The sequence below is a fragment of the Mesorhizobium sp. LSHC412B00 genome (assembly GCF_000503035.1).
GTDB lineage: Bacteria > Pseudomonadota > Alphaproteobacteria > Rhizobiales > Rhizobiaceae > Mesorhizobium.
The window spans coordinates 315455-340362 of record NZ_AYWB01000002.1; the positions used below are offsets into that span (position 1 = coordinate 315455).

At 63.2% G+C, this 24908-nt stretch carries 18 protein-coding genes and 3 pseudogenes; 5 read left to right on the plus strand and 16 right to left on the minus strand.

The features are described from left to right. Positions 1–58: 58 nt before the first annotated feature. From X757_RS158825 to X757_RS01000000164580, 4 genes and pseudogenes are all read right to left on the minus strand, one after another. Complete coding sequence (locus X757_RS158825) at positions 59–838, minus strand: SDR family oxidoreductase (RefSeq protein ID WP_023725464.1); 780 nt, start codon at positions 836–838, stop codon at positions 59–61. A 24-nt stretch (positions 839–862) separates the two neighbouring features. Continuing rightward, on the minus strand, positions 863–1813 hold the full coding sequence (araH, locus tag X757_RS158820; RefSeq protein WP_023687901.1) for an L-arabinose ABC transporter permease AraH: 951 nt from the start codon (positions 1811–1813) through the stop codon (positions 863–865). 11 nt (positions 1814–1824) lie between these two features. Beyond that, positions 1825–3336, minus strand: coding sequence for an L-arabinose ABC transporter ATP-binding protein AraG (araG, locus tag X757_RS158815; RefSeq protein ID WP_023725465.1), 1512 nt, complete (start codon positions 3334–3336; stop codon positions 1825–1827). 70 nt (positions 3337–3406) lie between these two features. Continuing rightward, positions 3407–4395: pseudogene (locus X757_RS01000000164580) on the minus strand (arabinose ABC transporter substrate-binding protein). 245 nt (positions 4396–4640) lie between these two features. Between X757_RS01000000164580 and X757_RS158810 the strand changes: the two are divergent. Then, positions 4641–5330: a FadR/GntR family transcriptional regulator gene (locus X757_RS158810; RefSeq protein ID WP_245259915.1), complete on the plus strand. Its 690-nt coding sequence runs from the start codon at positions 4641–4643 to the stop codon at positions 5328–5330. Between the two features lie 7 nt (positions 5331–5337). After that, positions 5338–6486, plus strand: a complete 1149-nt coding sequence (gene dgoD, locus X757_RS158805; protein ID WP_023714596.1) for a galactonate dehydratase — start codon at positions 5338–5340, stop codon at positions 6484–6486. Between the two features lie 239 nt (positions 6487–6725). Here dgoD and X757_RS158795 read toward each other — a convergent pair whose 3' ends face one another. The 5 genes from X757_RS158795 to uxuA form a co-directional block, all read right to left on the minus strand. Further along, positions 6726–8378, minus strand: coding sequence for an FAD-binding dehydrogenase (locus tag X757_RS158795; protein ID WP_023725466.1), 1653 nt, complete (start codon positions 8376–8378; stop codon positions 6726–6728). A 49-nt stretch (positions 8379–8427) separates the two neighbouring features. Next, entirely contained in the window at positions 8428–10026 is a 1599-nt protein-coding gene (locus X757_RS158790) for an aldehyde dehydrogenase family protein (RefSeq protein ID WP_023725467.1), read from the minus strand. A 120-nt stretch (positions 10027–10146) separates the two neighbouring features. Next, positions 10147–11319 (minus strand): alanine racemase, encoded by a 1173-nt coding sequence (locus tag X757_RS158785; RefSeq protein WP_031251109.1) that lies wholly within the window; start codon positions 11317–11319, stop codon positions 10147–10149. Further along, positions 11316–12605: a D-arabinono-1,4-lactone oxidase gene (locus X757_RS158780; protein WP_023725469.1), complete on the minus strand. Its 1290-nt coding sequence runs from the start codon at positions 12603–12605 to the stop codon at positions 11316–11318. Before X757_RS158780 ends, X757_RS158785 begins: the two co-directional genes overlap by 4 nt. 202 nt (positions 12606–12807) lie before the next feature. Further along, positions 12808–13992: a mannonate dehydratase gene (uxuA, locus tag X757_RS158775; RefSeq protein ID WP_023725470.1), complete on the minus strand. Its 1185-nt coding sequence runs from the start codon at positions 13990–13992 to the stop codon at positions 12808–12810. 82 nt (positions 13993–14074) lie between these two features. On the opposite strand from uxuA, the gene X757_RS158770 reads away from it, so the two are divergent. Next, entirely contained in the window at positions 14075–14860 is a 786-nt protein-coding gene (locus X757_RS158770; protein ID WP_023725471.1) for an SDR family NAD(P)-dependent oxidoreductase, read from the plus strand. Positions 14861–14915: 55 nt separating this feature from the next. On the opposite strand, the pseudogene X757_RS01000000164585 reads toward X757_RS158770, so the two are convergent. Beyond that, positions 14916–15828 (minus strand): annotated as a pseudogene (locus X757_RS01000000164585) (amidohydrolase). A gap of 69 nt (positions 15829–15897) precedes the next feature. After that, positions 15898–17405, minus strand: a pseudogene (locus X757_RS01000000164590) (MDR family MFS transporter). 116 nt (positions 17406–17521) lie between these two features. Here X757_RS01000000164590 and X757_RS01000000164595 point away from each other — a divergent pair. Further along, a complete protein-coding gene (locus X757_RS01000000164595) occupies positions 17522–18160 on the plus strand; it encodes a MarR family winged helix-turn-helix transcriptional regulator (RefSeq protein ID WP_023702117.1) in 639 nt (212 codons plus the stop codon). A 75-nt stretch (positions 18161–18235) separates the two neighbouring features. On the opposite strand, the gene X757_RS158765 is transcribed toward X757_RS01000000164595, so the two are convergent. Genes X757_RS158765 through X757_RS158745 form a run of 5 tightly spaced genes read right to left on the minus strand, consistent with a single transcriptional unit; the run spans position 18236 to position 23167 of the window. Beyond that, positions 18236–19438 (minus strand): mandelate racemase/muconate lactonizing enzyme family protein, encoded by a 1203-nt coding sequence (locus tag X757_RS158765; RefSeq protein WP_023725474.1) that lies wholly within the window; start codon positions 19436–19438, stop codon positions 18236–18238. 8 nt (positions 19439–19446) lie between these two features. Beyond that, positions 19447–19773 (minus strand): NIPSNAP family protein, encoded by a 327-nt coding sequence (locus X757_RS158760; protein WP_023712163.1) that lies wholly within the window; start codon positions 19771–19773, stop codon positions 19447–19449. Between the two features lie 47 nt (positions 19774–19820). Then, positions 19821–21179, minus strand: a complete 1359-nt coding sequence (locus X757_RS158755) for a mandelate racemase/muconate lactonizing enzyme family protein (protein ID WP_023725475.1) — start codon at positions 21177–21179, stop codon at positions 19821–19823. A gap of 56 nt (positions 21180–21235) precedes the next feature. Next, positions 21236–22402, minus strand: coding sequence for a mandelate racemase/muconate lactonizing enzyme family protein (locus tag X757_RS158750; protein ID WP_023725476.1), 1167 nt, complete (start codon positions 22400–22402; stop codon positions 21236–21238). 54 nt (positions 22403–22456) lie between these two features. Beyond that, on the minus strand, positions 22457–23167 hold the full coding sequence (locus X757_RS158745; RefSeq protein ID WP_023681193.1) for a GntR family transcriptional regulator: 711 nt from the start codon (positions 23165–23167) through the stop codon (positions 22457–22459). A 204-nt stretch (positions 23168–23371) separates the two neighbouring features. Here X757_RS158745 and X757_RS158740 point away from each other — a divergent pair, with 204 nt between their 5' ends. After that, positions 23372–24850, plus strand: a complete 1479-nt coding sequence (locus X757_RS158740) for a sugar ABC transporter substrate-binding protein (RefSeq protein ID WP_023668101.1) — start codon at positions 23372–23374, stop codon at positions 24848–24850. Positions 24851–24908: the final 58 nt, after the last annotated feature.

The following is a 24908-nucleotide window of genomic DNA, read 5'->3' on the forward strand; positions in this document are numbered from 1 at the left end:
TACGGCTTGCGCCATTAAGCCGGCGGTCGACGCCGTAGAAATAGAGCCTCTCCAGCGTTCAGGCGGGATGCTGTAGCTGGCTGAGCCCGCCATCGACGACGAGGGTCGCCGCGTTCATGAACGGGCACTCCTCAGAAATCATGAACACAGCGGCCAGCGCGATCTCGCGCGCCGAGGCGATGCGGCCGCCGGGATGCAGCGCCAGCGTCCTGGCGCGCGCCGCAACCGAATCGGCAAAACTGTTCCAATAGTCGGTCGCCTTCTGCGTCTCGACATAACCGGGCGCCAGCGCGTTCACGCGCACGCCCTGCCCGGCATATTCCAGCGCCAGCGATTTGGTCAGCCCAAGCAGCGCGTGCTTGGCCACGGGATAAGGGAAGGTATGAGGGATGATGGTGAAGCTGTGCGTCGAGGCGATGTTGAGGATCGCGCCACCGCCATTTGCGATCATTCCTGGCAGCACCGCCTTGGCGCAGTTCCAGGCGCCCTTGACGTTGACGTCGAAATTGCGGTTCCACTCCTCCTCGGTCGCCTCGAGCGGCGTCGAGAACACATTCATCCCGGCATTGTTGATCAGCGCGTTGATCGGCCCGATCGCGTCGGTCGCTTGACCGACGGCTGCGGCAATCGCAGCACCGTCGCTGATGTCGGCTGAGACATGCCCGACATGGCCCTGCGGCGCTGCTAGGCCGGCGACCGCTTTGTCCAGCAGCGCGCCGTCGCGATCGACCAGGAACAGCCTTGCCCCTTCGGCGAGGCAAGCTTCAGCGATGGCAAGCCCAATGCCTTGCGCGGCGCCGGTGAGGAAGATGCGTTTGCCGGACAGGCGCTCAGCCATGGCTGTCACTCCACTGGAAGATGGTCAGCGCCGGCCCAGTGCCGACGAACGCAGATTGTCGAGCAAAACGGCAAGCAGCAGGATCACGCCGCGCACAATGTATTGGTAGAACGCCGGGATGTTGAGCAGGTTCATGGCGTTTTCGGCGATGCCCATGATCAGCACGCCGACGATGACGCCCGACATGGTGGCGCGGCCGCCGGCAAGCGAGACGCCGCCGAGCACGCAGGCCGAGATGACCGAGAGTTCAAGCCCGACCGCCGCATTGGGCTGGCCCGACGTGATGCGCGAGGCCAAAAGGATGCCGGCGATGCCACAGACCACGCCCTGCAGAGCAAAGATCCAGATGCGCGTCCAGTCGACATTGACGCCGGCCAGGCGCGAAGCCTCCGGGTTACCGCCGATGGCCAGCGTGTTCTTGCCGAACACGGTACGATTGAGGACAAAACCGAAGATGCAGAACAGCACGGCCAGGACCCAGACCGGCGTCGGAATGCCGAACAGCTTCGACAGCGCCAGTTGGTAGAAATCCGGGCTGTTGATGCCGACGGCGCGGCCGTCGGATGCGATCAGCGCAAGGCCGCGCACGATCTGCATGGTGGCAAGCGTCGTGATCAGTGCGTTGATGCGGAATTTGGCGATGACGACGCCATTGATGAAGCCGACGAAGGCGCCGCAGGCGATTGCCGCGAGAAGCCCGAGCAGGATCGAACCGGTATAGTTCGACGCCATTACCGCGACCATGCCGGCAAAGGCGACGATGGAGCCGACCGAGAGGTCGAAGTCACGCGCGGCAAGGCAGAACATCATCGTGCAGGCGACAATGCCGACGGTGACCACCGACTGCAGCAGGCCGAGCATGTTGCGGTCGGTGAGGAAGTTCGGCACCAGCAGCGACACCAGCACGAAGGCGACGATGAAGATGACGACGAGGCCCTGTTCGCCGAGCAGGATCTTCTTCAACTGATCGGTCATGGTAAAGATCCTCAGGATGCGATCGCGTCGGGGGTTTTCTGATCGGGAAGAGCAGCGGCCAGGATCGCTTTTTCGGCGAACTGGTCGCGGGCGAGTTCGGCACTGATGCGCCCGCCGCACATCACCAGGATGCGGTCGCAAATGCCCATCACTTCCGGCAGTTCGGACGAGACGACGACGATCGCCATGCCGTCTTCGGCAAGCTGGTAGAGCAGTTCGTAGATTTCCGCTTTGGCGCCGACATCGATACCGCGTGTCGGCTCGTCGACGATAAGCACGCGCACGCCCTGCTCCGACAGCCAGCGGCCGAGAATGACCTTCTGCTGGTTGCCACCGGAGAGGTTGATGATGTCCTGCTTGCGCGACGGCGTGCGCACCTTGAGCTTCTTGATGAAGGTCTCGGCGGTGGCGATCTCGCTGGCGCGGTTCAGGATCCCGAAGCGCGTGTGATGACGCCGCGACGAGATGTTGATGTTCTCCTCGATCGAGCGGCCCTGGATAATGCCGTCATGCTTGCGGTCTTCCGAGCACAAAACGATGCCGGCGCGGATCGCATCATGGGGATCGGTGGCATGCACGACCTTGCCGTCCACGCTGATGCTGCCGCCCGAGCGCGGGTCGGCGCCGAACACCAGCCGCATCAGTTCCGAGCGCCCCGCGCCGATCAGGCCGAAGAAGCCGACGATCTCGCCCGCCCTCGCCTCGAAGCTGGCGGGCGTCGTCAGTTTTACTCCGGAAACAGCGTCGACCTTCAGCCGGACATCGCCGACCGGGCGTGGGCGAAAACCCCAGATATCGGAGATTTCGCGGCCGACCATTTCGGCGACGACCTGGTCGCGCGTAACGTTTTTCAGCGACGCATGGTGCGCCGCGAGCTTGCCGTCGCGCAGCACGGTCAGGCTGTCGCAGAGGCGGAACACTTCGTCCAGCCGGTGCGAGACATAGATGATGACCTTGCCCTCGCCGCGCAGGCGGTCGATCAGCGCAAACAGGATTTCGCTTTCGCGCGACGACAGCGACGAGGTCGGCTCGTCCAGAGCGATGACGCGCGCGTCGAGCATGATCGCCTTGGCGATCTCGACCATCTGCCGTTCGCCGATGGACAGCGTCTTGACCTTGCGCCTGATATCGATGTCGATGCCTGCCGATTTCAGCTTGGCGCCGACGTCTTCCAGCATTCTGGCGCGGGCGATGATGCCGGCGTTGGTGGGGAAGCGGCCGAGGCTGAGGTTTTCGGCAACAGTGAGCTCAGGAACCAGCTGTAGCTCCTGGTGGATGACGATGACGCCATTGTCGAAGGCATCTCGCGTCGTTGCATAGGCTTGCATCTTGCCGTCGATGAGGATCTCGCCGTCATCGGCATGCTGGTCGCCCGACAGGATCTTGATCAGCGTGGATTTGCCGGCGCCGTTCTCGCCCATCAGGCCGTGCACGGCGCCCTTGCCGACGCCGAACGAGACGTCCGACAGCGCCTTGACGCCCGGATAGGTCTTGGTGATTTCCGAGAAGTCGAGAAAGGACATGGGGCGCCTATCCTTTTGCCATGCCAAACAGGCGGCGACTGTGAGCCGCCGCCTGTTTGTACAGGGAGGATTATTCGATGCCGAGACCCTTGCGGACCGTCTGGTAGTCGTCGCGCTTGGCCAGCGCACCGGCGGTCAGGATGAGCTTCTCGGGTTCCTTGTTGTTGGCGACCCAGTCATACATGTTGAGCGCAGTCTCGTAGCCGTGACGCTTCGGCGAGATGATCACCGTGCCGACGAAGCCGGTGGCGGTCGGCTTCTTGAACTCGTTGATCGCCGAATCCGCGCCGCCAATGCCGACGCCGATCACGTTTTCGGCCGGGATGCCGACGCTTTCGGAAGCGCGCACGGCGCCGAGAACGGCTTCGTCGTTGAGGCCGAAGGAGACCCACTTCTTGATGTCGGCATGGGCGTTGAGTACCACCGTCGCCGCATTGAGCGCAGCCTCGGTATCGGTCTTGGCCTGCGGCGCGTCAAAGATGTTTTCGGCCTTGAAGCCGTTGGCCTTCAGCACCGAAATGGCGCCTTCGACCCGGTCGACGGCGGTCGGCAACTGATCATAGGAGACGCGGATGGCGCCGACCTCGTCGGCCTTCCAGCCGCGCGCCTTCATTTCGTCGACGATCGCCTGGCCGACGGCCTCGCCGATCTTGGTCGCCGAAATGCCCATATGCGGCACGTCTTCCAGCGCATTCCCGTCTGCGCCGACCAGACGGTCATCAACCGTCATCAGCTTGAGATTGTTGGCGGCGGCCTTGGCGACGATGCCGGGCCGAGCTTCACATCAGGCGTGCAGACGATGAAGCCTTGCGCGCCCTGCGCGCCGAGATTGTCGATCGCCGACATCAGCTTCTCACCGTCCTCGGCGCCGATCTTGACCAGGGTAAAACCCTTCTCCTTGGCGGCTTGGTCGGCGAACTTCCATTCGTCCTGGAACCACGGCTCCTCGGGCTGTTTGACGATAAAACCTATCTTGGTGTCCTGAGCATATGCTGCGATGGTCGTGACGGACAGCACGGCAAGGGCGCCCGCGACGAGCGCGGTCTTCAGAAGTCGCATGATTACCTCCCAGCGATGGCCGGGCGCTCAGCCCGGATGCAGAGTCTCTAATTCTTTTTATCATACTCGTCAATTGATCTGGTATGATAATTGAGCTACATGCTCTGACCAGGGATCGTTGGCGCAAATCATCCGCATCCGGTAAGGCCGGGGACGTGAGATCAGTGGTTTCGCCGCCTTGGAGGAGGGCTGAGGTGACCGAAACTTCGAAGAAGGCATCAGGCGACACCCGCCGCCCGCGCGTCATGCCCGATGTGACCAAGGCGCTTGCCTCAGACATCTTTTCCGGACGCTATCCCGCCGGCTCGTCCCTGCCGACCGAAAACGAACTCGGCGTCGAATATGGCGTCAGCCGCACCGTCATCCGCGAGGCGCTGAAGGTGCTGGCCGCCAAGGGGCTGGTGCTGTCGCGACCGCGCATCGGCACGGTTGTATGTGAACAGGACAACTGGAACATCATCGACCCGCAGGTGCTGGCCTGGCACGCGCCGCATGCGCTGGACGACAAATTGTTCGACGCCATCCTCGAAACGCGCCGCGCCATCGAACCTCTGGTAGCTGAACTGGCGGCGACTCGTGCGACGCTGCAGGAGATCGCCGATCTCGAAGCCGCCTGGCGCGGCATGGCCAATGCCGGCGAGGATCTCGCCGCCTTCTCGCGCTCGGACATCACCTTCCACCAGATCGTCTATGCCGCGAGCCACAACCCGATCTTCCGCCAGATCGGCAATCTGATCGACACCGGGCTGAAATTCTCGCTCGAAGCAACGGCGACCATTTCGCTCGCCCGGCGCATGGAAGCGGTGGCGGCGCACCGTGAGGTGGTCGAGGCGCTGCGCATGCGCGATGCCGCGGCGGCGCGTGCGGCGGCAGGCCGGATCCTCGACCTTGCGGCGCGCGACCTGGTCAGCGCCAAGAAACTCAAGAACAACTGAGACCAGCATGAAAATCATCTCGCTCACCACCTACATCGTCCCGCCGCGCTGGCTGTTCCTGAAGATCGAGACTGATGCCGGCGTTACCGGCTGGGGCGAGCCTGTGGTCGAAGGCCGTGCGCTGACGGTCGAGGCAGCGGTCAAGGAACTTGGCGATTATCTGATCGGCAAGGACCCGCGCCTGATCGAGGACCATTGGACGGTGATGCATCGCGGCGGCTTCTACCGCGGCGGGCCGATCCTGATGAGCGCCATTGCCGGCATCGACCAGGCGCTGTGGGACATCAAGGGCAAGGCGCTCGGCGTGCCTGTGCACGAACTGCTCGGCGGCAAGCTGCGCGACAGCATCAAGGTCTATTCCTGGATCGGCGGCGACCGGCCGGCGGAAGTGGCTGATGGCGCCAGGGAAGTGGTGGCGCGCGGTTTTCAGGCGCTGAAGATGAATGGCACCGAGGAACTGCAGATCGTCGACAGCCATGACAGAATAGATGCGGCTGTCGAACGAGTCGCCATGGTGCGCGAGGCCGTTGGGTCCAACATTGGCATCGCCGTCGATTTCCACGGCCGCGTCCACCGGCCGATGGCGCGCATGCTGGTCAAGGAGTTGGAACCCTACCGGCTGATGTTCATCGAGGAGCCGGTGCTGAGCGAAAATCGCGAGGCGCTGAAGGAGATCGCAGCGCTGGGCTCGACGCCGATCGCACTCGGCGAGAGGCTCTACAGCCGCTGGGATTTCAAATCGGTGTTCGAACAAGGCGCCGTCGACATCATCCAACCAGACCTGTCGCATGCCGGCGGCATCACCGAATGCCGCAAGATCGCAGCGATGGCCGAGGCCTATGACATTGCGGTGGCGCCCCACTGCCCGCTCGGCCCGATCGCGCTCGCCGCCTGCCTGCAGCTCGATGCCGTCAGCTACAACTGCTTCATCCAGGAACAGAGCCTCGGCATCCACTACAACGCCGCAAACGATTTGCTCGACTATGCCGCCAACAAGGACGTCTTCCGCTACGAGGATGGCTATGTCGCAATCCCCGATGGTCCCGGCCTCGGCGTCGAAATCGACGAGGACTACGTCAAGGAACGCGCCAAGGAAGGCCACCGCTGGCGCAACCCGGTCTGGCGTCACAAGGACGGCTCCTTCGCCGAGTGGTAGCTCGGCCGACCTTGCGGCCAGGCCTTCAGGACCTCGGGTTCGATTTCGCGGTGGCGCCAGCGTAACGCAGGCCTCTGATGGGCCGCAGCGCCGAGCACCAGCGCATGGGAACCGTCGGCGCCGGCAAGCCGCAACTCGCTGACCGCCTGGGTTGCCGCAAGCGATCGAAAGCAGTCGCTATCCATGGAACATGGCGGATGTCCTGTTCTCATCGACCTTTTCTTGGCCCGCCAGCCGCGTCACCTGCCCGCGGCGTGCCGGCCTGCGTTCCTGCCGGAGAAGATGCAGCTGCCGAGAAATGTCCCTTCCAGCGCATTGTAGCCGTGATAGCCGCCGCCACCGCCGCCGGCCACCTCGCCTGCCGCATAGAGCCCGGCAATGGGTTCGCCATTGCCGTCGAGAACCTGCGAATTGAGATTGGTGTGCAGGCCGCCAAGCGTTTTGCGCGTCAGGATGTTGAGGCGCACCGCGATCAGCGGCCCGTGCCTGGGATCGAGTATCTTGTGCGGCTTGGTCACCCGGAAGATCTTGTCGCCAATGTAGTTGCGGGCGCCGCGGACGGCTGTGACCTGCGCATCCTTGGTATAGGCATGGTCGACCTCGCGATCGCGCGCCACGATCTGCGCCTTGAGCCGGTCGTAGTCGAGCAGATTGTCGCCTGACAGCGCGTTCATGCCGGCGACCAAGTCGGCCAGGTTGTCGCGGACGACGAAGTCCTCGCCCTTTTCCAGGAACGCTGCCACCGATGGTGGCGCCTTGCCGCCGCGCCGGTTCTTCAGCACGGCCCGCCAATCCTTGGCCGTAAAGTCTAGGTTTTGCTCCGAACCCGACAGCACGAACTCCTTCGAAGCGATCGTCTTGCTCAGCACGAACCAGGAATAATCGTGTCCCGTCGACAGGATACGCTTCAAGGTGCCGAGCGAATCGAAGCTCGGGAAGAACGGCGCCTCCATGCGTTGTCCCAGAGCATCGAACCATAGCGGCGACGGCGCCGACAGGATGCGGATGCCGTGGTTCGGCCAGATCGGATTCCAGTTCTTGATCCCCTCGACATAGTGCCACATGCGGTCGGCGTTGATGACGGCCCCGCCGGCGTCCTGGGTGATCGCCACCATGCGGCCGTCGACATGGTGCGGCACGCCGGCAACCATACGCTTCGGCGCTGGCCCCAGCCGCCCGACCGGCCAAACCTTGCGAACCAACTCATGATTGCCGCCGATGCCGCCCGAGGTGACGATCACGACACCGGCCGAAAGCTCGAAATCGCCGACGGCCGTGCGGCTCGACTGCTTGCCGCGCTCGACATTGGACGCCTCCAGCATTTCACCCACGACGCCGGTGACCGCACCATTGGTTTTGACCAGCCGGTTGACCTGATGGCGGAATTTCAGCGTGATCAGCCCTTTGGCGACGTGCTCGCGCACGCGCCTTTCGAACGGCGCGACCACGCCCGGCCCAGTGCCCCATGTCAGGTGGAAGCGCGGCACTGAATTGCCGTGGCCATTGGCCAGCGCGCCGCCGCGCTCGGCCCAGCCGACCACCGGCCACCAGCGCATGCCCATGGCGTAGAGCCACGGCCGCATCTCGCCGGCGGCGAAATCGACATAGGCTTCCGCCACTTTCCTTGGCCAATGGTCCTCGGGCCGGTCGAACTGGGCAGAGCCCAGCCAATCCTGCCAGGCGAGGTCGCGGCTGTCCTTGATGCGCAGGCGGCGTTGCTCGGGCGTGTTGACCAAAAACAGGCCGCCGAGCGACCAGAATGCCTGGCCGCCGAGAAAACCGCCACCCTCTTGCTCGACGATGATCACGCGCTTGCCGGCATCGCCGAGTTCCGCGGCTGCGGCCAGGCCGGCCAGCCCGCCGCCAACGATGATTGCATCCGCGTCAGCCATTGTCGTAGCTCCTGTGCCGGCTTTTGTTTTTGAGATCGGATGCTCGTTGCTAGCCGCGCAGCGCGTTCCAGATGATGCGCGGCAGCTTCATGAGGCTCGGCCGGTAGTTGAACTCGGTGATCAGGCGGCCGACCATGTGTGCCCTTTTGTGGGTCAGGAACCAGGCCGGCTTCGGCATGATGCGGAACGGCGCTTCGAGCACGCTGCGCTCCGGTCTGTCGAACAAATAGGTGTTGTGGACGACGCCGATGCCGCTCTGCACATCGTCGAGCGTATGGCCAGGGAAAGCACCCCAGGTCGGGCGCAGCAGCGCGAACAGAACGCCGCTCCAGGAATTGATGCCGATGCCGCCATAGCGCAGTTCGGCAATGATTTCCTCGAAGCGCTGCCGGCCGATCTCGGCGATCGTCCTGGGATGGATGAGGATGTTGGCGGCAAGCGTGCCGTGCAGCTTTTCATTGGCGTAGGCGACAGCGGCGCGCAGATAGGATTCCGCATTGCCCGCCGGCAGCCGCATGACGCTGAGCGCCGGCGCGAACACCTCGGCATTTTCCAGATAGGTATCCGTGCCCGGCCGGAACGGCACCACCACGCAGGCCGGCCCGCCGGGCCGCTCGAATTTCTGTACGCTGTCGGCATGCGCCTCGAAGGCGGCGAGGCGCTCGGTCGCGCCGGGATAATAGGCCGGGCGCGACGGGGCTTTCTGCATCACCTTTTCGAGGGCCGCCAGAAGCGCGTCGGATTTGTCCCAGCCTTCGGGCAACACGAGCATTTGGCAGGCGATACAGTTGAAACCGGAATTGTTGAGCTTCTGTGTGGCGATCAGTTCGGCATGGTAGGCGATGTCGGCATTCGACCATGGGCCGGGCACCACGATGGTCGGCGCCACGCCGCCAAGCTCAGAGGTGATACGCCGGCTGTTGCGCGGCGTGCCCGCCGCCTTGTTCTTGCGGCCCTCCTCGCCGGGACCCCAGACGATCGCGTCATGCGAGGCGGCGGCACCGGTGATGTGGATGTCGTCAACGAGATCGTGGTTGCACAGATACGCACCGACATCGGCGCCACCGCGCACGATGCGCAGCGCGCCGAATTCGATCAGCGGCCGCAGCGCCGGCCGCAGGAAATCAACGAGGTAATCATTGACCGGGTTCATCTTGAGCAGGACGACCTGATGTTCGACGAGCAGCTTGTGCAGGCAGTCGAGCGGCGCGATCGAGGCGACGTTGCCGGCGCCGAGCACGAGGCCGATCTTGCCCTTGCGGCTGGTGCGCGGCGCGTCATAGGCCGAGGCGGTGTTTGCGGCGAGGTTCGCCTTGGTCACGCCGGGCTGCATCCAGATCTCGGCCTTCAGCCCGGTGAACAGCACCTTGTCCCAGAGCGAATTCGGAACCACCGTCACAGCCACCTGTCCGTTGGGCAAGGTGCGAACCGGCAGATTGTCAAGGAACTTCTTGCCCTCCATCAGGCTCAGCGTGTGGATGAACTGGTTGCAGCCATCCATCAGCGCCGCCGGGCCAGCCAGCCATTCCTCACCTTCCAGCGGCGAGCCGGTCGGGACGCCCTTCTTGCGCGTCGCGGTTTTGACCCACGCCTCGGCGACCTCGCGGATGTGATCCTTGNGAGCGCGAGGTCGAGTTCGGCTGCCCATTCAGGCTGCACGGGCTGAGTTCTGACTGCCTTGGCGACCATCGTATCCTCCTCCACTTCGATCTCTTTGTTTGACGCAATTCCTGTGGGAAAACCGCTTCACACTTTTCCTGGAATTGCTCTACGAAAACGGCAGTGCGGCCCATTGCTCGACGAATTTCCCGCCGGAATAGACCTGGATCGAACCGAACTGCTGTAGCACGAATTCGCTCTGCGTCGGACGCAGGAAGGCGTAGTCGTCAGGCCCGACATTGACGTTGTCGGGCAGCGCCATGAATTGCTGATTGGTCGAAAAGCCGAACGTCTTGTCGGTCTTCATCCCCACGGGATGGACGGGCTTCGCCATCCATTTTCCGCCATAGAGAAAACAGCCGCGCCGCGGCAACAGCCCGAGCTTCTGCAGCAGCCAGGAGCGCTGGTCGAGGCCCGGCGCCTGGACATCGACCACTTTCAGGATCGGCGTCGCGATGAATGCGGCAGGCCGCAATTGGCTGAGGCTCGGCACATCGAAATCGGTCGGCAGCATAAAAGCCGATCCGATGGACAATTCATTGGCGCCGACCCAGCTGTCATAGAGCAATGCGGTGCTGCTGCCGCCAAGATTGAGGATCTTGCGCTGGTCGGCGGCAAGGCAAGCGACATACTGGCGAAACAGGCTGATCGCCTTGACGCCCGCCTTGGCCGGTCCTCCCAGCAGTTTGGGGATATGGCCGATATGCGCCTCGTAGGCCATGACGCCTTCGCATTTCAGCCGCGGGTAATTCGCCAACGCGGAAACTGCCCGGGCCAGTGAGTCGGGATCGCTGATACCGCCGCGATGAAGGCCGACATCGACCTCGAAGCAAACGCGCAGCTCGCGGTCGAGCTCGGCGGCGAGCGAGCCATAGGCGGCCAGCCGCTCCTCGGTATCGATCAGCCAGACGATGCGCGACGTAGCTTCGCCGAGCCCGGCGAGAACGCCCTTCGTCAGCGCGTGCCTGGCGCCGGCAACCGGCATCGGCTTGCCCAACAGGAGATCGACTTGGGGAAACACTTTCAGCATCTCGGCGCTGATCGGCAGATGAAAGGTCATCAGCCTGTCGGTCGCAAACGCCGCGCGGATATAGTCGATCAGCGGCAGGCATGGCAGCGACTTGTCGACGAGGCGCAGATCGAGGCCCGTGGCGAACTTCGCCTTGATCGCAGCGATGTTGTGATCGAGCCGGTCGAGATCGAGCACCAGGCAAGGCTGAAAGATCCCGGCTGCCCTGAGCGCGCCCGACATTTCCGCGAAATAGGTGTCGGTCAGGCTCATGCCGCGACGCCGAGCAGCCTGGCAATATAGGGCGACACGAAGCGGTTGTCCGGGTCCATCTCGCGGCGGACCGCCATCGCATCGTTCCAGCGCGGATAGAGCGCGCTCAATTCCCTTGATGTCAGGCTGTGCATCTTGCCCCAATGCGGGCGGCCGCCGCGCTTCCTGAAGATCGGCTCGGCGGCGTTGAAGAACGCCATCGGATCGCGCTCGACGCCGTGATGGATGGCGATGGAACAGGTTGGGCGCTTGTAGAAGGGGCTGAGCCAGACATTGTCGGGCGCGACGACGCGCACCTCCATCGGAAAATAGACCTCTGGAAACCGCGTCTCGAGCAGCGCAATGATTTCGCTGAGTGCGGCCGCCCCTTCCTCGAACGGCAGGTGGTATTCCATCTCGTTGAACTTGACGTTGCGCTCGGAGGTGAAGACCTTCAGCCACTCCTCGATATAATCCTCGGCCGGCACCTTGGCGAAGGCCGAGCCGATGAGACGGCGGCGCAGCCAAGGGAGCCAGCTGAGATAGTCGCGCAGTTTTCTCAGCGTCGTCACCGCATCGTCGTCTTCCGTCGGCGGACGCACCGTCGCCGGCGCCTCGGTGATGTCGCTGGCAATCAGCAGCGCCTGGCCCGAAAACGGCACGTAGTAGAACTCGGCCGAACGATGCGCCGTCATGGTGCTTTCGAATTGCGCAAGCACATCGGCGATCGGCGCCGTCCAGCGGCGGTGCCGCATCCGGTAGCTCGCCACGTTGCGGATCGTCACTTCGGTGACGGCGCCGAAAGCGCCGAGCGAAGCGCCCATGGCTTCGATCATGTCGGGGCTCTTGGCACGGTCGAACTCTTTCAGCGCGCCACGCCCGTCGACGATCTGCATCGCCTCGAGCTGGGTGTGGTACGCGCCAAGTGTGATGCCCGAGCCGTGCGTGGCGGTGCCGAGCGCCCCGCCGAACGCCTGCTTGTCGATGTCGCCCATGTTCGGCAGCGCCTGGCCGACGCCGTGCAACAGCTTTGCCAGCGCGCCGATCTTGGTGCCGGCGCCGACCCGCGCCGTCAGTTTTTCGGGATCGTGCGACCTCAGGCCCTCGAAGCGGTCGAGCGACAGGATGGTGCCGTCATTCTTGACCAGCGGCGTAAAGGAATGGCCCGTGCCGACAAATCGAACTGGTCCCGGCGAGTTGCGAATGGCACCACTCAGCTCATCGAGACTCTGCGGTTCGGCAAAAGCCTGCGGCGTGGCCGTGACATAGCCCGACCAATTGCTCCACTGGCTGATAGCCTCTCCCACGATGCCTCCCTGGGGCGCCGGCTTTGCCGGTCTTTCTCCTAGCGCTGGATAATATGATACATAGTCAGCTTTTCCGGATATGATACATTGTCAGCTTTCTGTCAACCTGGCAATCGGAGGTGTCTTGCGTCCGCGCCGGCCGCATTATCTACAGCGACGCACGCTGAGCCGGCGTCGGCATTGAACGCAGTTCGTTGCCCCTTCAAGCCAGCCCAAACGTTTCCACGGCCCGCATGATGCCGCGCAATTCGGCCAAGCCCTTCAGGCGGCCGATCAGCGAGTAGCCGGGATTGATCCTTGTCTTGCCGATATCGTCGGCGAGCAGGTGGCCATGGTCCGGCCGCATCGGGATTTGCCAGTCGGCGCGGCCCTCCTTGCGGCGGCGCGCCTCCTCCTGCATCAGCGCCAGGATGACATGCGCCATGTCGGTGCCGCCTTCGAGATGCTCGGCCTCGTAGAACGAGCCGTCATCCTCGATGGTGATGTTGCGCAGATGGGCGAAGTGGATGCGGTCGGCGAATTCCTTGACCATGGCGACGATGTCGTTGTCGGCACGCGTGCCGTAGGACCCGGTGCAGAACGTCAGCCCATTGGCCTGGCTGTCGACGGCATTGAGAATGAAACGCGCATCCTCGGCGGTCGAAACGACGCGCGGCAGGCCGTAGAGCGAAAACGGCGGATCGTCGGGGTGGATACACATGCGCACCCCCTCCTCTTCCGCCACCGGAATGATCTCGCGCAGGAACCACGCGAGGTTGTCGCGCAACTCCTTCGGCCCGATCCCGTCATAGTCCGCAAGCGCCTCGCGAAAACTGTCGCGGTCATACTTGCGCTCTGTAGCCGGCAGGCCGGCGATCAGATTGCGCTCGATCTGGTCGATCTTCTCGGGCGGCAATTCCTTCAGCCGCGCTTCCGCCTGCGCAATACGCGCCGGCGTGTAGCTGTCAGCACCGTTCTTGCGCTTCAGCACGAACAGATCGTAGGCGGCGAAATCAACGGCATCAAAACGCAGGGCGTAGCCTGTCGTCGGCAGACGGTAGGCTAGATCGGTGCGGGTCCAGTCCACCACCGGCATGAAATTGTAGCAGATCGTGGCGATGCCGGCCTTGGCCAGCGCGCGGATCGAATCGCGGTAATAGCCGGCATAGCGCCCGCGTTCCTGCGCGCCGATCTTGAAGGAATTGTGGACCGGAACGCTCTCGACGACCGACCAGGTCAGTCCTGCTTCCTGGATAATGCGCTTGCGCTCCAGCACTTCGGCCTCAGGCCACGCCCGGCCGTCATAGATATGGTGGAGCGCCGAGACCACGCCGGTGGCGCCCGCCTGCTTGACATGATCGAGCGTCACCGGATCATCGGGCCCATACCAGCGCCAGCATTGTTCCATTTCGGCTTTCCTTCTGCGACAGGTTGGCAACTTATTGTTGGACCCCGATGGGAGTCGATAGAAAATGGAGGAGTTTTTAGAAATGACGGATTTCGACGGCAAGGTCGCCCTGGTGACCGGGACGACCGGAATCGGCCTGGCAACCGCCACACGCCTTGCGGCCGGTGGCGCCGCAATCATCGCCTGCGGCATCGACCGCGCCGCCAACGCGGCGATGAAAGCGCAACTAGAAAGTGCTGGTGCCGCGGTGCTGGTCATCGACACCGATGTGTCCGTCTCCGATCAGGTGCGCGACGCGGTCGCGGCTGGCGTCGCGAAGTTCGGCGGCCTGGATGTCATCGTCAATTCAGCCGCCGTCCATCCCTATGGCACGGCGACGACCACCGACTGGGAAACCTGGAACCGAACGATGACGGTCAATGTCGGCTCGATCTACCTGACCGCGCATTTCGGCATTCCGGAAATGATCAAGCGCGGAGGCGGCGCCATCGTCAACGTCGCCTCGGTGCAGGGCTTTGCCTGCCAGCAGAACGTCGCCGCCTATGCCACGACCAAGGGCGCCATCCACACGCTGACGCGCTCGCTGGCGCTCGACTACGCGGCATCAGGCATCCGCGTCAATTCGGTCAGCCCGGGCTCGATCCGCACGCCGATCCTGGAGAAGGCTGCGCGCGGTGACGGCGGCAGCGATGCCGATGTCGAAGAGGCCTACAAGCGCTTCGGCGCGGCGCATCCGCTCGGCCGCATCGGCGAACCGGAGGAAGTGGCGGAACTCATCGCCTTCCTTTGCTCGTCGAAGGCCGGCTTCTGCACCGGCGCGGACTACAGGATTGATGGCGGACTGACCGCCGGCATCGGCGTCAGATAGAGCACTGATCGTGCTCTGCACGCTTGCCGGCGATCTCGAGCGCTATGTACCGCCTCTATAGCTTCCACGTCCGCCTGGCATTGCCCGAAAGCAGCTTCGCCCGTTCGTCGGGACTGGCTCCCGCGATCAGCGCATGCGTCGCTGTCACCCAGGTCGCAAGGCCACCGCCAAGCGTGCACACCGGCCAGTCGCTGCCCCACACGACGCGGTCCCAGCCGAAGCAGCCGATCGTGTGCTCGACATAGGGGCGCAAGGTCTCGACGGTCCATGAGCCGGCATCGGCATAGGCGACGACACCGGAGATCTTGCCGATGACATTGGGACGCCGCGCGATCTCGGTCATATGCTCGNGCATCGGCATAGGCGACGACACCGGAGATCTTGCCGATGACATTGGGACGCCGCGCGATCTCGGTCATATGCTCGCGCCACGGATGTTCCGCACTGGCCTTGATGTCGGGCACGCCGCAATGGTCGAGCACGAACTGCACATCCGGCGCCAGATCGGCGAGCGCAACCGCCCTTGGAATCTGATGCGGCAGGACGACGAGGTCGAAGGTCAGGCCGGTGCCGGCAAGCCGCTTGATGTTTTCGCGAAACAGCGCGCTGTCCGAAAGCTCGTCCGGCATGACATGCAGCACGCGGCGGAACCCCTTGACGAAGGGATCGGCCTGCTGGCGCCCGAGATAGGCGGCGAAGCCGGCCTCCTCCGGGCGGCAGGAGGCGATCGCCCCGCGCAACAGACTGCCCTTCTCCAGCGACTGCGCCTTCACATGGCTGGTCTCGGCCTGGATGTCGGCTTCATCGACGTCGACCTCCATATGCAGCGCGGCCTCGATACCGGCGCGGCGGGCCTGGATCGCATATTCTGCGTGCGGGAAATCGCGGTTGAGCGCCGGCTCGCGGCTGAGCCAGGGATAGCGCAGCGCCGACAGGTCGATCAGGTGCAGATGAGTGTCGATGATCATGGCTGTCCTCCTCGGTGATTTCAGATCATCGCCAAATGCCTAAACCCAGCGCATGACACAAGCTTTGGCTCAGGCCCGCTTCGGGATCTCTTTGTCCTCGAGCAGCAGCGTCAGCCCCATGGCGACGAAATAGAGCGCCGCCACCCAGATGAACATCACGTTGAAGCCACTGGAGTAATGGTCGAGCACCACTTCGCGGATCGCGCCCGGCAGGCTCGATGCGAGGTGCGGCGTCAACCCGTTCAGGCCACCCGGCAGCAGGGCGGCGGCGTCTGCAGGAAGCTCGGCTGTCTGCCGGTTCAGCGCCCAGATCATCACCGCGCCGTTCAGCGCCAGACCCAGCGATGCTCCGAGCGTCCGCGCCTGGGTGATCAGCGACGTCACCGCGCCGATATCCTGCAGCGGTGCCGCCGCCTGGATCGCCACGATCAGCACCTGGAACTGCAGGCCCATGCTGATGCCGAACACAGCCATCATCGTTGCCAGCACCCAGATCGGCGTGTGCTGGTTGGTGAGGACAAAGCCCAGCATCAGAAACCCGCCAATACCCATGGCGACCACCGGCATCCATTTGTAGCGTCCGGTTGCGGCAATTACCCGCCCGGCGACGATCGAGATGACCATCGATGTCAGCGACGCCGGCAGGAACAGGAAGCCGACTTCGGCCGGGCTGAGACCCGTCAGCGTCTGCATGTAGAGGGCGAAATAGAAGAACATGCCCAGCGTCACCGTTCCGGCGACCAGCGACACGCCCGAGACGATGCTGACCGTCGAATTGCCGAACAGCCGCAACGGCACGATCGGCTCTTCGGCCCGGCGCTCCACCATGATGAACAAGGTGATGGCGACCAGCGCGAGGAGTGGCAATACGAAGGTGAGCAGGTCCGGCCCGCTGGGGTCGAGCACGTGATAGCCCCAATAAACGACCGCCGTTGTGCCGATGGCGAGCAGCGCGCCGCCGAGATAGTCGATGCGGTGCCGTTTTTCGTTGAACCGGCTGCGCATGGCGAAGGCCAGCACCGCCAGCACGATGATGCCTATCGGCAGATTGACCAGGAACACCCAGCGCCAGCCGAACAGGCTGGTGATGTAGCCGCCGGCCAACGGGCCGAGCACTGATGACAGCGCGAACACCGCCGAACTGTAGCCCTGATATTTCGCGCGGTCGCGCGGCGAAAACAGTTCGCCGATCATGGCGAAGGCCGAGACNCTTGCAGCACGCGCGCGGCGATGAGGCTCTCCATCGACCATGCCATGCCGCAGACCAGCGAGCCCAGCAGGAACAGGCCGATCGCCGTCAGCACGACATTCTTGCGGCCATACATGTCGCCGAGCTTGCCGTAGAATGGCGAGACCGCGGCGGTCGAGAGCAGGTAGGCGGCACCGACCCAGCCGAACAAATGCAGATTGCCGAGTTCGCCGGCAATGGTGGGCAAGGCGGTGACGACGATCTGCATGTCGATGGTTGCCATGAACATGGCGATCAGCGCGCCGAAATAGACGATCAAGGTCGTAAGGTCGGGCCTGACTTGGGCCTCCACGGGCGCTGTGTCCGGCAGCGTCTGCTCGACAGTCATCGGTGTCTCCGTAGCTTGGGGCGCGATTTATGTGCCCACAGCCGAGAGGTGTCAACCAGATATGTGCGCTCAGCATATAATTGACATCAGCATATATTCTTGCTAACGCGCTATGGATGAGCAGCAACGCATCCAGCAGTCCGGACCGATTTCCATCCCTGTTCCAGACGCGCGGCGATCGGGACCTCGCCGGTCTGGCGCGCGGCAGCGGCCTGTCCGAACCGGCGGCCGAGGCCGTGGCCGCCATCGATGCGGTAATGAGCAAGGTGCGCCGCTCGATCCAGCGCCGCGACTTCGGCCGCATGATCCTGGCGCGCGTAGACCCTTCGCTGGAAGTGAGCCATCTCGATGCGATCAGCGCCATCGCGAACAATCCGGTTTTCAGCGCTACCCAGCAGGATGAGGTGACGGTTGGCGTCATCGCCGAGCGCCTCGAGATCGATCCGTCGCGCGCCAGCCGCATCGCGGCCGACCTCGTCGAACGCGGCTATGCCTGCCGTGTCGCATCGCAACGCGATGCCCGCCGCATCTGCCTCAAACTCACCGCCAAGGGTGAGCGCCTCGTGGCGGCGGTGCGCCAGACCAAATGGCGGATTTTCGCCGGATCGCTGGCACAGTGGGATGAGCAGGACCTAGTAAGGTTCGCCACCTTGCTGGAACGCTTCGCCGGTTGGGCCATGGACGAAGCCGGGATGAAAAGATCCGCCGAGGCCGTCAAGCTGTTGATGGACGAGATGCTGCCCGAAACGAAATAGGCGGCACGGCGTGGACGCTCACCCATGTGTGCGAGCCGTTCGATAGCCCTTGACGCTCAGGTCGCGTCGGATCTTTTATTGGTCGAAGAAACCGGCGTCCTCTTCCGCAAGGTACTTCTTCGCTGCTTCGGCATCGATGTCGACACCCAGTCCCGGCGCTTCGAGCAGGTCGATCATGGAGTCCTTCACGATCTGCCCCTTGGGCAGGCCGATGACGATGTCCTGCCACCACGGGTCGGAGGCGCTGGGATATTCGAAGGCGATGTAGTTGGCCGGCAGCGTGGCGCAGACATTGATCAGCGCACCGAGGCCCAGCAGACCGTTCGCCGTGCCGTGCGGCGCCATCATGATCGAGTGCATGTATGCGTGCTCGGCCACCCATTTGAGCTCGGCGATGCCGCCGATGTCGGCGGGATCCGGACCGATGACGCGAACCGCCTGCGTCTCGATCAGTTCCTTGAAGTTATGGCGCAGGTAGATCTGCTCGCCGGTGTGGATGGGGGTGGACGTCGATGTCGTGAGTTCGCGGTAGGCTTGCGGGTTGACCCATGGCACGTAGTCGCCGGTCAGCATGTCCTCCAGCCACATCAGATTGTATTTTTCCACCGCCTGAGCGAAGCGGATGGCGTCCGGCAGGAACCACCCGGGGCCGCAATCCAACGCCAGCGAGACCTTATCGCCGAGCACATCCTTCATGGCGATGACGCATTCGATCATATGCGCCATGCCGCGCTCGCTGATCTGCCCCTGGTCCATCGCGCCGTGATAGGTCGGCGGCTGACGCACGCCGTAGTGGAAGTCGGGGACGCTGGTCTTCATGTTGGAATGAAAGCTGATGCCTTGCTTGACCATGAAGAAACCTTCCGGCCGCTCCATCATCCATTTGACGTCGGCCGCGTAATCCTCCGGCCTGTCGCCGGTGCGCTTCTTGCGGATGGAACCGTTATAGACCCGCACCTTGTCGCGCACCTTGCCGCCGAGCAGCTTGTAGACCGGAACGCCTGCCGCCTTGCCGGCGATGTCCCACAGAGCATGCTCGATAGCGCTGACGGCGGCGCCGTAGGGCTTGAACGAGCCGCGCTGGCGGATTTTCAACATCACGCGTTCGACATCGGTCGGGTCCTCGCCGATCAGCGCGTCGCGGAAATGCAGCACCCAGGGTTTCAGATAAGGCTTGGTGTACTCGACCTCGCCGAGGCCATGGAGGCCTTCGTCGGTGACGATGCGCACGATGGGGTGCCTGCCGATGACGGCGCACCTGAGATCGGTGATCTTCATGATGTCCTCTATTTCACCGACGAGAAGGCGGTTGGCGCGAGAAACTGGCTGGAAATATTGGCCAGGATCGGGCCATCGCGCTCGGACTCGTCGCGGGCCTCGAGCCATGCCGGATCGGTGGTGAAGGCCTTCCATTTCACTTCGCGCTCGGCAAGGGATTCCCAGGCGATGAAATAGGTCAGTCGATTGCTGCTTTCGCCGACCACCGTGGTGAAGAACCCGGCCTGGCGAATGCCATGTCTATCCCACAGCGCCAAGGTATGGTCGTTGAAACGCTTGAGCAGCGCCGGGAGTTGGCCCGGCACGCAGTCGTAAATGCGAAGTTCATAGATCATGGTCCATCCTTCTGTTCACCTCTCCCTCCGAGGAGAGAAGTGTAGAGTCAGCTCCAGGTGCGGTCCCAGGAATATTCGTCGTCCCAGTGATCGGTCGGTTGCCAGATGTCGGTGACGCCGGGCTGCAGGTGCTGGCTGATCACTTCGTCGACGATGTCGTCGATGCCCAGACCAGGCTTGTCGGGCACGGTGATGAACCCGTCCTCGACCAGCGGCTTGGGCAGGCCGGTGACGATGTCGTCCCACCAGTCGACTTCGACGCTGTGATATTCGAGCGCCATGAAGTTTTCCGTCGCTACCGCGACATGCGCGGCGGCCATTGCCGCGATCGGGCTTTCCGCCATGTGAATGGCCATGGCGACGCCATGCTCCTGCGCCGCGTCGCCGATCTTCTTGGTCTCGAGGATGCCGCCGGTGGTCAGCAAGTCCGGGTGGATGACCGAGATGCCTGAATTGAGCAGCGGCTCGAATGCTTCCTTGAGGTAGATGTCCTCACCGGTGCAGATCGGCACCGACGTCGCCTGCTGCAACTGCCGATACTGCTCGGTGTACTGCCAGGGGATCACGTCCTCGAGCCAGGCCGGTGCGTATTTCTCGATCCGCCGGGCCAGACGGATGCCGTCCTGCAGCGAGATGTGGCCGACATGGTCGATGGCGAGCGGAACCTCGTAGCCGATCACCTCGCGGACCTCGTGGATATATTGGTCGAGCAGGTCGATGCCCTTTTCGGTGAAGTGGAGGCCGGTGAAGGGATGCGGCACGTTTTGCGCATCATAGGCGGCATTACGCGCCCGGCGCTCGGCCAGCGTGCGTGCCGGACCGCGCGCGGCATGGCTGCGGAAACCGTCGAGCACGCCGGCCGGCGCCACCACTGCGCCCGATATGTGCGAAATCTGCGCCAGACCGAGATCCATCTTGAGGAAGGTGAAACCGAGATCCATCCGCGCCTTGAGCCGCTTTCCGGTCTCGGTGCCGCTGGGCTTGTCCGCGTCGGTGTCGCAATAGACACGCACCTTGTCGCGAAACCGTCCTCCCAGCATCTGGTAGATCGGCACGCCATACGCCTTGCCGGCGAGGTCCCAAAGCGCGATCTCGATTGCCGAGACACCGCCACCTTGCCGCCCATGGCCGCCAAATTGTTTGATGCGGCGGAACAGCCGGTCGACGTCGCAAGGGTTCTCGCCCAGCAACCGGCTCTTCAGCATCAGCGCATAGGTCGCGCTGGCGCCGTCGCGCACTTCGCCCAGGCCGACAATGCCCTGGTTGGTGTAGATCTTGACCAGCGCGGAGGTGAACGGCGCGCCGACGATCTCGGCAACGCGCAGGTCGGTGATGCGCAGGTCGCTCGGCCTGGAGTTCGTATTTACCCGATTGAGCGCCTCGCCGGCGCTACCCGTCTTTGCCATGGCTTATCCTCGTTCTGATTGGTGGCGCCCCGCACCCCCGGCCTGCATAAGCGTTGCTAGCCAAGCTCTATCTCGTGGGCCTGCAGGTAGTCGCGGTTCATCTCGACACCGAGACCCGGCTTCGACGCCAGCTTGAGGCTGCCGTTCGAGACATCGAGTGGCTCGTCGATGAGGTGATTATATTTGTCCAGGTTCCACTCCGACGTTTCGAGCTTGTAGAAGTTGGGAACCGTCATCATCACCTGCGCTCCCGCAACCACATTGATCGGTCCCGCGGCGTCATGGGGCGAGACCGGGATGTAGTAGGCTTCGCACAGGGCGGAAATCTTCTTCAGTTCGGTAATGCCGCCGGTCCAGGTGACGTCCGGCATGATGTAGTCCGCAAGCCTGTTCTCGAGCACCGGCACGAAATCCCATTTGGTGTGGCCGCGCTCGCCCCACGAGATAGGGGCGCTGACCTTCTCGCGCACTTGCTTCAGGGCATTGAGGCTCTCGGGCGGGCAAGGCTCCTCGAACCAGTCGATCTGGCCGGCTTCCTCGAGGCTCCGGCAGAGGCGAATGGCGGTGGGTACATCGAAACGGCCATGCGCGTCGATGAGAATGTCGACATCTGGCCCCGCCGTTTCGCGGATCAGAGCCGTGAGTTCGGCGGCCTCGCGCTCGTCCTTGCGGGTCATGCCGCCATCGAGGTAGCCGTCCCGCTGTTCGCGCGCCAAGCCATCGGCGATGCGGCCCTGGTGGGGGAAAGGATCGAACTTCAGCCCGGTGTGTCCGGATTCGACGATGTCTCGAATTTCGCGGACCACAGCCTCCTTGCTGGTAAACTTGGCCTGGTTGGGATGGGTATAGAGCGCGATTTCATCGCGCACCGGTCCGCCCAGCAGCTCGTAGATCGGCTTGCCTAGAACTTTGCCGCGAATGTCCCAGAGCGCTATGTCGATAGCGCTCACGCATTCGACTGCGGCGCCGCGGCTGCCCATATAGGTGAAGCTGCGGAAAATCTTGTGCCAGAGATGCTCGATGCGCGCCGGATCCTCACCTGTGACGGCAACACCGATCTGCCGCAGGATCGTGCACAGCGCGCGGTTGGCGAGCCTTGTGGTGGTGGTGATTTCCCCCCAGCCGCTCACCCCTTCGTCGGTCGTCACCTCGACGAACAGGAACTCTCCCCAATAGGAAGCATCGGACTTGATCAGCCACGGCCGAACGCTCGTGATTTTCATCTCTCAACTACCTCTGTCTGATGGCCGGACCAATGATTTTCTGGGCTGGAAGTTCTATCCGGCCCGAGCGGCGTTGCGCGCACGCATCTGTTCGAGAACGTGCCGGCCGGAACCCTCGACATGGCGGGCAATGAGTTCGGCCGCCTCGTCGGCATTTCCCGCTTTGATATGCGCGATGAGCTCGCGGTGTTCACGCATGATGGCGGCCCGCCGCGCGAGCGTGAAATTGAAACGCCGGCTCACGGCTCGCAGCACTTCGCGATGCTTCCACCAAAGCTCGGCGGCATGGCGGTTGTAGTGGCGCTGGTACATTACGGTGTGGAAGGCGGTATCCAGTTCACTGTGCCGCAATGTGTCGGTGAAGTTGTTCTCTTCGATCAGAGCCTGGATGCGTTCGAGTTCGGCGATGTCCTCGCCGGTCGCCATGTTCACGAACCATCGCGTCAGGGCCGGCTCGATCAGGACTCCGATCTCGTAGATATCCCGGACAAAATCCTGGTCTATGGGCCGGACGCGCGCGCCACGGTTGGCGACAAAGGTGACGAAGCCCTCCCCTCGCAACAGCTGCAGCGCCTCGCGTACGGGGTTGGTCGAGGTGCCGTGACGCCGGGCGAGATCGGTGACCACAAGCCGTTCGTTGGCGGCGAGCCGTCCCTCGATGATGTCTTCCCGGATCAGCTCATAAAGCGAGGCGCCCTCGCTGGACGCCCCGATGGGATCAATCCCCACGGGTGGCTCTGCTTTGAAATCACTTGTTTCGGCCAAAGCCGGCTCCCCCGATTAGTACATCGCATGCTCGATATCATACACGCGTTTTGCAAACAATGTACGATCGGGTGCGTTGACAGGCAATCCACGATCTGAAAACGTACCAGATGATCGAAGGGATACATTGAGCAGAAGACGCATCCCGCACGGTCGGACGAGCCCCTTGGCGCACAGCGGCATGGGAGAATCTGGGAGGATACTATGACGAGGATTACACTCGGCGGTGCCGTCCTGCGCGGCACAGTCGCCACTGCTTTGATGGCGTCGCTCATGTCGGGATCGGCGCTGGGTTCGCCGCCGGTCGATTTGAGCAAGTGGTCGCCGGAATATGTGCGCTCCATCGCCGGCACACAGGATTTCGACACGGCCGCCGATTGCGGCAAGGTCACTCCGCTCGACTACAAGGGGCGACTGACGTTCTGGTATCAGGGCGTGTTCGAGGGCGACCCCGACCTGCTGCGTCAGTACTACAAGGATTTCTTCGAGACCTTCCGCAAGACCTATCCGAACATCCAGCTCGAGGATCAGGCCCTCACCTACAACGACCTTCTCGACAAGTTCCGCACGGCGCTGCTGGGCAATGCCGCGCCGATGGCGGTCCGCCTGCAAATCCTGGGTGGAACCGAGTTCGCCTCGAAGGGTTATCTGCAGCCGCTCAAGCCGGAAGATGTGGGCTATCCCACGGAGGATTTCTGGCCCGGCGCCATGAAGGCGGTAACCTGGGATGGCGTGACCTACGGCATTCCCACCAACAATGAGACGATGGCGTTCATCTGGAACGCCGACATCTTCAAGCGTGCGGGCCTCGATCCGGACAAGGCTCCGGCGACCTGGGACGACGTCGTCAAATATTCCAAGCAGATCCATGACAAGCTCGGCATTGCCGGCTACGGCCTCGTGGCGCGAAAGAACGCCGGCAACACGCCGTACCGCTTCATGCCGCAACTATGGGCCTATGGCGGCGGTGTCTTCGACGAAGCCTCCGCGAACCCGACCTATAAGGAGGTCGAACTCAATAGCCCGCAAAGCAAGGCGGCGTTGCAAGCCTCCTACGACATGTATGTTCGCGACAAGTCGGTTCCGGTCTCGGCCCTCACCAACCAGCAGGCCGATAACCAGCCCCTGTTCGTCGCCGGCCAACTCGGCATGATGGTCTCGCACCCGTCCGACTATAACGTCATGCTCGACCTGCAGAAGAAGGCAACGGGCGCCGACAAGGACAAGGCGCAGACCGTCATCGACAACATGCGCTATGGCCTGATTCCGACCGGCCCCGACGGCAAGCGCGCCGTCGTGTTTGGCGGCTCGAACATTCACATCCTGAAGCCCGAATATGTCGAGGGCGGCAAGGTGGACGAGCCGGCTGCAAAGGCCATCATCTGCATGTGGACGAGCCCTGAATGGTCGCTGAAGATGGCGTATGCCGGCTCGAACCCGGGCAACCTCAACGGCTTCAAGACCAAATGGATGAAGGAACGTCTGGACAACATCAAGTTCCTCGATGTCACGACCTCGATGTTGCCATACGGCATTCCGTTCCCGGCGCTGCCGCAATCCCCCGAGATCATGAATATCATCGTCCCGGACATGCTGCAGAACGCCCTGACCGGAGCGATGACCGTCGACCAGGCAGCGGACGACGCGGCCGAGAAGGTGAAGAACCTGATGGACGGACTCTAGTCCGGGCCTGACCTGCGATCCGACCGGCTGTGCCGACAGTGCGTGCAGCCGGTTTGGT